Raw genomic sequence first — 7,775 nt, forward strand, 5'->3', positions numbered from 1 at the left:
CACAAAGGAATGGCTTATTTATTTTTTACAGATTCTATTTATTCAACAACCTATAAATATAATGATGAAGTAGGAGAACTAGGAAGCTCCTTTAATAATATGGTTAAGGAAATTAATAATTTAATAAACTTAGTGCAAAAAGAGGAAAAAAGTAAGAGAATTGCAGAAATGAATGTACTTCAAGCACAAATAAAACCTCATTTTATGTATAATACTCTAGATACAATAAGATGGATGGCAGAGGAACATAATGAGGAGGATATAGTAGAGATAATAGAAGCATTCACTAATTTACTCAGAATAAGTTTAAGTAAGGGAAAAGAAATGATAAGTGTGCAAGATGAATTAAATCATGTACAAAGCTACCTAATAATACAAAAAATTAGATATGAAGACAAGCTAGATTATGAAATTGAATTTGATGAAAATATACTTGATTTTGAAGTGATAAAACTAATATTACAACCTTTAGTAGAAAATGCAATTTATCACGGAATCAAAGAAAAAAGAGGAAATGGCAAGATATCAATAACAGGTAAAATTGAAGGAAATCTGTTGTGTTTTACAGTAATGGATAATGGAAAAGGCATGGAAGAAGATGTATTAAATAGAATAAATAAAATGCTTGCTGGTGTTGGGGAAAATAAGCATGAAATAGGTTATGGAATTTTTAATGTTAACGAGAGGATTCGTATGATATATGGAGATGAATATGGATTGAAATACAAAAGTGTTTATGGTGAAGGTACTATTGTGGAATTAAGACATCCAATAATTGAATAGAAAATGAGGTGAAAAACAAAGTTTAATAAAAGCTTTGTTTTTTGTTATAAAATTAAGGTTAAGAATATTTAAAATTAAGGTTGAATTAAGAGTATACTTAAGGTTTTACTATATAATATAGAATAAAGTTTAAAAAATACAATTAATATTGTTACACTAAAATTATAAGGGGAAAGTAATATGCAGTTAGAATTAAAAGATATTAAGAAATCTTTTGAAAGTAAACATGTATTAAAGGATGTTAATTTTACTTTTGAAAAAGGAAAGATATATGGACTTTTAGGTAGAAATGGGGCAGGGAAAACCACTCTTTTTAATTGTTTGAGTGGTGAGATTAATCAGGATCAGGGTACAGCTATTTTAACGTTTGATGGTCAGGAAAGTGAATTGAATAATGACCGTATAGGCTATGTTTTTTCTACTCCAATTCTTCCAGAATTTCTTACAGGATATGAATTTGTAAAATTTTTTATAGATATAAATAAAAAGAGTATTACTGAAGGAAAAACTATTGAGGATTATTTCAATATGGTGAAGATTCAAGAAGAAGATAGGCATAAACTTATAAAAGGATATTCACATGGAATGAAAAATAAACTACAAATGTTATGTGTAATAATAGCAAGGCCGCCTGTAATTTTGCTTGATGAACCTTTAACTTCTTTGGATGTAGTGGTTGCTTTGGAGATTAAAAAAATACTAAAGGAAATAAAGCATGAGCATATAATAATATTTTCAACTCATATTCTTCAGCTTGCAGCTGATTTATGTGATGAAATTGTAGTTCTAAGTGATGGAAGACTAGAGCAAATTGAACATGAAATGTTAAAGAGCAGCGAATTTGAAGAAAAAGTAGTAGAACTTTTAAAGGATGATGAAAATGATTGATACGCTAAAGAATATTCTATATATTAGTATATCTAATAAGATAAATTTTTTGATTTATTATTTTAAGCGATTGCCATTAATAGGGAAAGTATTAAAAGATACAGCTTATAAAGAAGTAAAATTAAAAAAGATAATTGCCATACTTGTTTTAATTATAAAGGCTGGTCGTGGGTTTATAGGACCTATAGCATATGTAGGACTTGCAATATATCTACCAATATTTTTCTTTTATAAAGGATTTGATATAGAAGATAAATACTCTGTATTTTCATTTATGATATTTGTAATGAGTTTTCTCATTGGAGGAATAATGAACACCAATATTATGGTATCAAGCAAAGAAAAATTCATTTGTGTTAAGCTTTTGAAAATGAAAGCAAGAGATTATGGGCTTTCAATGATTTTTTCCCAAACCCTTTGGAGCTTTGTGTGTTTTTTACCAACATTAATTGTTGTTAATCTGCTATTAGGAAAAACAGTTTTTCATGGAATTCTTATGGCAGTCTTAATCATAATGTTTAAGTTCTTTGGGGAAGCCTTTCAATTGCTTGTTTTTGAAAAAAAGAACCTAATATTAGCTAAAAAATATATTTTTATAATAGTATATTGTTTACTAATGTTAATAGCAGCATATGTTCCGGTATTTTTTAAATTAGTAATACCAATGGATAGGGTCTTATTTAATCCTTTTGTGGTTTTAATCATAATTATACTTGGTATTGCTAGTATAAAATATATATTAAATTATAAATTATATTATAGGGCATTTAATCAAGTAAATAAATTAGGTGATTTGCTAAAGGATCAATATGCCTTAAATGAAGCTCAATTTGCAGATGTACAAATAAATGAAAAGGAATTTAATAACTCAGAATTAAATTCTGAAAGATTTAATAAGAAGGAAGGCTATGAATATTTAAATGCAATTTTCTTTAATAGGCACAAGAAACTATTATACAAGCCTATGTATATTGAACTTGTTATTATAGGCATTATCTTTCTTTTAGGTGTTGCATCAGTGTTTATATTTCCAAGTATTATGCAAGAAATTATTAATGATATGTATAAAGCAATTCCAGGGTTCTTGCTCATTATGTATTTTATATCTAATTCTAGAAGAGTAACTAAGGCCATGTTTTATAATTGTGATATAAGTTTATTAAGATATGGTTTTTATCGTGATAGAAAAGTAATTCTTAAGAATTTCCAAGTAAGATTACTAAAAGTTGCTTTCATAAATTTAATTCCTGCAGCAGCAATATGTGCTTCAATTGGAATTATTGTAGTGATTGTGAATCTAGATAAATTTGTTTCAATACTGCCAATGTTATTTATGATTTTAATTTTATCACTATTCTTTTCAGTTCATGATTTATTTTTATATTATATAATGCAGCCATATACCACTGAATTGAATATTAAAAATCCTTATTTTGGAATAGTTAATGGTGTTGTATTTTGGATTTGCTATTTAAGTTCAAAAATTAAAACTCCGCCAACGTATTTTGTAGGGATTGTACTTACAACTACTATTGTATATATAATTGTGGCTCTTTTTTCAGTATATAAATTTGCACCAAAAACTTTCAAGGTTAAATGATAGTAAAGAAATAAATAAAGGCAAAGTCTTGGAAGTGGACTTTGCCTTTTTTATTATTAAAGTAGTAAACTATAGTAATTCTATGGAGTTTTTATTTTTAATTAGGTATATCATTATAAAATGAGGTTTATACTATTAAATTCCTAAAGCTTACTATTTATATAACGAGATTATGAGGATTATTTATTCAATGTATTAAGAGTTTCAATTATTTCCAAGCATTGCTAGAAAATTTTAATTCGTTCTTGAAAGTTGAAAGCTTAGTATCATTGTTGATTAATACACATTCAACACCAACCATATCAGCCCAGTCAACTAATTGTTCTTCATCTACTACAAAAGAGAAACTTGTATGGTGAGCTCCACCAGCCATTATCCATGCTTTAGCTCCTTCTTTTAATGATGGTTGTGGTTTCCAAAGTACGCTTGCAACTGGTAGGTTAGGCATATCTTGAGTCATTTCAACACAATCAACACTGTTAACAATTAATCTAAATCTGTTACCCATATCTATTAATGAAGCAGCAACAGCTGGACCAGAAGCTCCTTTGAATACTAAACGAGCTGGATCTTCTTTATCACCAATACCTAAAGGATGTACTTCAATTACTGGTTTTGTTCCAGCAAGTGTTGGACAAACTTCAAGCATATGAGCTCCAAGAATTAATCCGTTTTCAGAATCAAGATTATAGGTATAATCTTCCATTAAGCCAGTACCTTTTCCTTCAGCCATTATTTTCATAACTCTGAGAAGGGCAGCTGTTTTCCAATCTCCTTCAGCACCAAAGCCATATCCTTCAGCCATTAAATGTTGAGCTGCAAGTCCTGGAAGTTGCTTCATTCCATGAAGTGCTTGGAAGTTAGTTGTAAATGCAGTATATCCTTTTGCATCTAAGAAAGTTCTAATACCAATTTCGATCTTAGCTTGTTCACGAATAGCATCTACAGGAGCCTTTGGATCTATATCATATAACTTAGCATATTCAGCCATAAGTTCATCAATTTGACCTTCAGTAACTTTTTCCATTGATTTAACTAAATCACCAACACCATAGTAATCTATAGTCCAACCAAATTTAATTTCTGCTTCAACTCTGTCACCATCTGTAACAGCAACATCTCTCATGTTATCTCCAAAACGAGCAACTTTGATTGTTCTTCCTTCAGTAACACCAACAGCAGGAGCCATCCATTTAGCTATATCAGCTGCAACGGAATCATCTGTCCAGTGTCCAACAACTATTTTACGAGGAATATCAAGTCTAGCTCCGATATATCCAAATTCTCTATCTCCATGAGCAGCTTGGTTTAAATTCATGAAGTCCATATCAATTGTTCCCCATGGAATTTCTTTGTTAAATTGAGTATGAAGGTGAAGTAATGGCTTTCTTAATTGAGTTAAACCATGAATCCACATTTTTGCTGGTGAGAATGTGTGCATCCAAGTAATTATACCAGCACAGTTTTCATCATTATTAGCATCGTTACATACTTTTCTGATAGATTCAGAATCAGTTGCAACTGTTTTAAATACAATTTTATAAGGTAAATTTTTAGCATTTAGTCCATCAACAATAACTTTAGTGTTGTCAGATACTTGATCTATTACTTCAGGACCATAAAGAGGTTGACTTCCTGTAACAAACCAAAATTCATAGTTTTTTAATTTTAACATTTTTACATTCCTCCTAAACATAGCTAAATACGTAATTTGAGAATACATTTTCGTAAGTACAAACAATAATGGTTGTATGTACAAGATTATTATAGTACAATAATCTTGTACATACAAGAGGAAAGTTAAAAAATATTAGCTTAAAGATAAAACTATTGATATAATCAAAGAATAGATATATAATCAAATTATCAAGTGCGTACAACAGTTATGGTGATAATAAGTGAGCATTAGTAAAGTAAATAAGTTCTTATTTACTGAAAAGTTCCGCATTGTGGCATAGCTACTCTTTTAAAAAGTGGAAAGTTCCGAATTGCAGCATAGCTGCTCCTTTTAGAGGTGGAAAGATCCGTATTGTGGCATAGCCACTCTTTTTAGGGGTGCATATTATTTGATGGAAGTAGTTGAAATTTATGAAAGAAGCTGAAACAAAACACGAAATTATTGAAAATTATTATATTAACCTTATAGAGCAAAATATGGTTTCAGCAGGAGACCAATTGCCTTCTGAAAATGAAATAGCTAATCAGTTTAAAGTAAGTAGACATACAGTAAGACAGGCACTAACTTATTTAGTACAAGAAGGTTGGATATATAAAGAAAGAGGAAAAGGTAGCTTTTTTTCTAATAAGAAAAATAATGAAGTAAAGAAAAACGTTGCTGTTCTTACAACTTATATATCAGATTATATTTTTCCTAAAATAATATCAGGTATTGAAGAAGAACTTAGGAAAAAAGGGTATAATCTATTGCTATTCAATAGTAATAATGATATTCACAATGAAAGAGTGTGTTTTGAAAATATTATAAATCAAGATATAGCAGGTCTAATTGTAGAACCAGCTCAAAGTACAATTAATAATCTACATCATGATAGTATAAAAAAGCTAGAAAAGAAAAATATAAAATATATAGCAATAAATGCTAATTGTGATGAAGAAAATTCTGCATTTATTGTTGTAGATGATGAACAAGGTGGATATAAATTAACAAATTATCTTTTAGAACTTGGTCATAGATCTATTGCTGCATTATTTAAAGCTGATGACTTACAAGGTGAAAAGAGAAGAAGAGGTTATGTAAAAGCTCTAAATGAATATAATCTGAGTTTTGATAAAAACATTGTAGGTGAATATATAACAGATAATCAAGAAATGTACATAGATCAATTTACTAAAAAGATATTAAGCCTTGAAAAAAGACCAACGGCAATTGTCTGCTACAATGATAAAGTTGCTTTAAAAGTAATAGATAATTGTAGAAAAGAAGGTATAAAGATACCTAATGATTTATCTATAGTAAGTTTTGATGACTCTAGCTTAGCAGTTTCATCGGATATTAAGCTTACAACAATAAAGCATCCTAAAGAAGATATGGGAATCAGAGCAGCAAAATGTATTATAGATATGATTGAGGGAAGAATAGATAAACCTCAATATACATATAGCGCTGAGCTTATTGTTAGAGAATCTTGCTCAAGAGTTTAATTCAGTTAACAATTCATAGCTAAGGAGGAAAAGCCTAATGGCTTTTCTGAAAATATGATTTTATATATTTTAAATAAATTATAGTCAAAGTGGCATGTCCACTTTGACATGAAACCATGATTAAAAGTTAATATTTTTATGTATTCTTGTACGTACATATATCCGACAAGAATGCATGAAATTAATAAATATAATACAGTAACAGTTAGCAAAAAGAATAACAAAGAGTAAAAAATGAAAACGAAGTTTTTGTAAAAATGTAAAATTTAAAAAAATCCTGAAAGGAAAAGTGAGAATTGAAATTTTATATTTCGTTCTTGGAACTTTCTCTATGAGCTCCAATCATAATTGTTAACTCTTAACTGCTAACTTTTAACTAAATTAAAGGGGTGTTTGTATGTTAGAAAAATTAAAAGAAAAAGTATATGAAGCAAATATGGAACTTCAAAGAAAAGGACTTGTAATTTATACTTGGGGAAATGTCAGCGAAATTGATAGAGAAAGTGGATTAGTTGTAATAAAACCAAGTGGTGTTGATTATGATACCATGAAACCAGAAGATATGGTAGTTGTAGACTTAGAAGGAAATGTTGTGGAAGGAAAATATAAACCATCTACAGATACACCAACTCATTTAGTTATGTATAAGAAATATTCAACTGTTGGTGGAGTTGTTCATACTCATTCAGATTGGGCAACAACTTTTGCTCAAGCAGGAATGTCTATACCAGCTTTTGGAACAACACATGCAGATTATTTTTATGGGGATATTCCTTGCACCCGTGACTTAACTGATGAAGAAATCAGTGGGGAATATGAAAAAGAAACAGGAAATGTAATAGTAGAAACTATTGGTGACAAAGATCCATTAGAAATCCCAGCTATTGTAGTTAAAAATCATGGACCATTTGCTTGGGGGAAAGATGCTAATTCAGCAGTATATAATGCAGTAGTATTAGATAAAGTAGCTGAAATGGCTTACCAAACAATGACTTTAAATAATAGAGTTCAAGGTGTTAAACAACATCTTTTAGATAAGCATTATCTTAGAAAACATGGTGCAAATGCATACTATGGACAATCAAAGTAAAAAAGAGTTCTTCTTAAATTTTGATTGGAACTCCGAATTTAAGAATTACCTTTAATATATTAAAAATTAATAGTAGCAGTTATCAATGAAGAGTTACAATATAAAGTATAAACCAAAAAATAAAATTAAAGAAATCCTATTAAGGGATTTCGATTGAAACTGTTAATTCTTAATTCTTAATTCTTAACTGTTAACTAAATTTCAGGGGGATGTTAAAATGAGATTTTTCTTAGACACAGCAAATGTAGAACA

Annotated in this window: 6 protein-coding genes; 5 read left to right on the plus strand and 1 reads right to left on the minus strand. The window is 29.1% G+C overall.

Features of this window, described 5'->3' with window-relative positions:
• The 3 genes from GXK56_RS27285 to GXK56_RS27295 all read left to right on the plus strand — a co-directional run.
• Positions 1-783, plus strand: a 783-nt coding sequence (locus tag GXK56_RS27285; RefSeq protein WP_160693426.1) for a sensor histidine kinase, incomplete at its 5' end; no start/stop codon positions are given.
• 180 nt (positions 784-963) lie between these two features.
• Entirely contained in the window at positions 964-1,671 is a 708-nt protein-coding gene (locus tag GXK56_RS27290; protein WP_160693428.1) for an ABC transporter ATP-binding protein, read from the plus strand.
• The gene (locus tag GXK56_RS27295) at positions 1,664-3,271 is read left to right on the plus strand and encodes a hypothetical protein (RefSeq protein WP_160693430.1); all 1,608 of its coding nucleotides are present in this window, start codon (positions 1,664-1,666) and stop codon (positions 3,269-3,271) included. Before GXK56_RS27290 ends, GXK56_RS27295 begins: the two co-directional genes overlap by 8 nt.
• Positions 3,272-3,479: 208 nt before the next feature.
• On the opposite strand, the gene araA is transcribed toward GXK56_RS27295, so the two are convergent.
• Positions 3,480-4,946, minus strand: a complete 1,467-nt coding sequence (gene araA / locus GXK56_RS27300; RefSeq protein ID WP_160693432.1) for an L-arabinose isomerase — start codon at positions 4,944-4,946, stop codon at positions 3,480-3,482.
• A gap of 413 nt (positions 4,947-5,359) precedes the next feature.
• On the opposite strand from araA, the gene GXK56_RS27305 reads away from it, so the two are divergent.
• Positions 5,360-6,433 carry a GntR family transcriptional regulator gene (locus GXK56_RS27305; RefSeq protein WP_160693434.1) on the plus strand — a complete coding sequence of 358 codons (1,074 nt, stop codon included), beginning with the start codon at positions 5,360-5,362 and terminating at the stop codon, positions 6,431-6,433.
• Positions 6,434-6,830: 397 nt separating this feature from the next.
• Complete coding sequence (locus tag GXK56_RS27310; protein WP_160693436.1) at positions 6,831-7,523, plus strand: L-ribulose-5-phosphate 4-epimerase; 693 nt, start codon at positions 6,831-6,833, stop codon at positions 7,521-7,523.
• Positions 7,524-7,775 lie beyond the last annotated feature (252 nt).

The organism is Clostridium sp. C2-6-12 (genome assembly GCF_009928485.1).
GTDB lineage: Bacteria > Bacillota > Clostridia > Clostridiales > Clostridiaceae > Clostridium.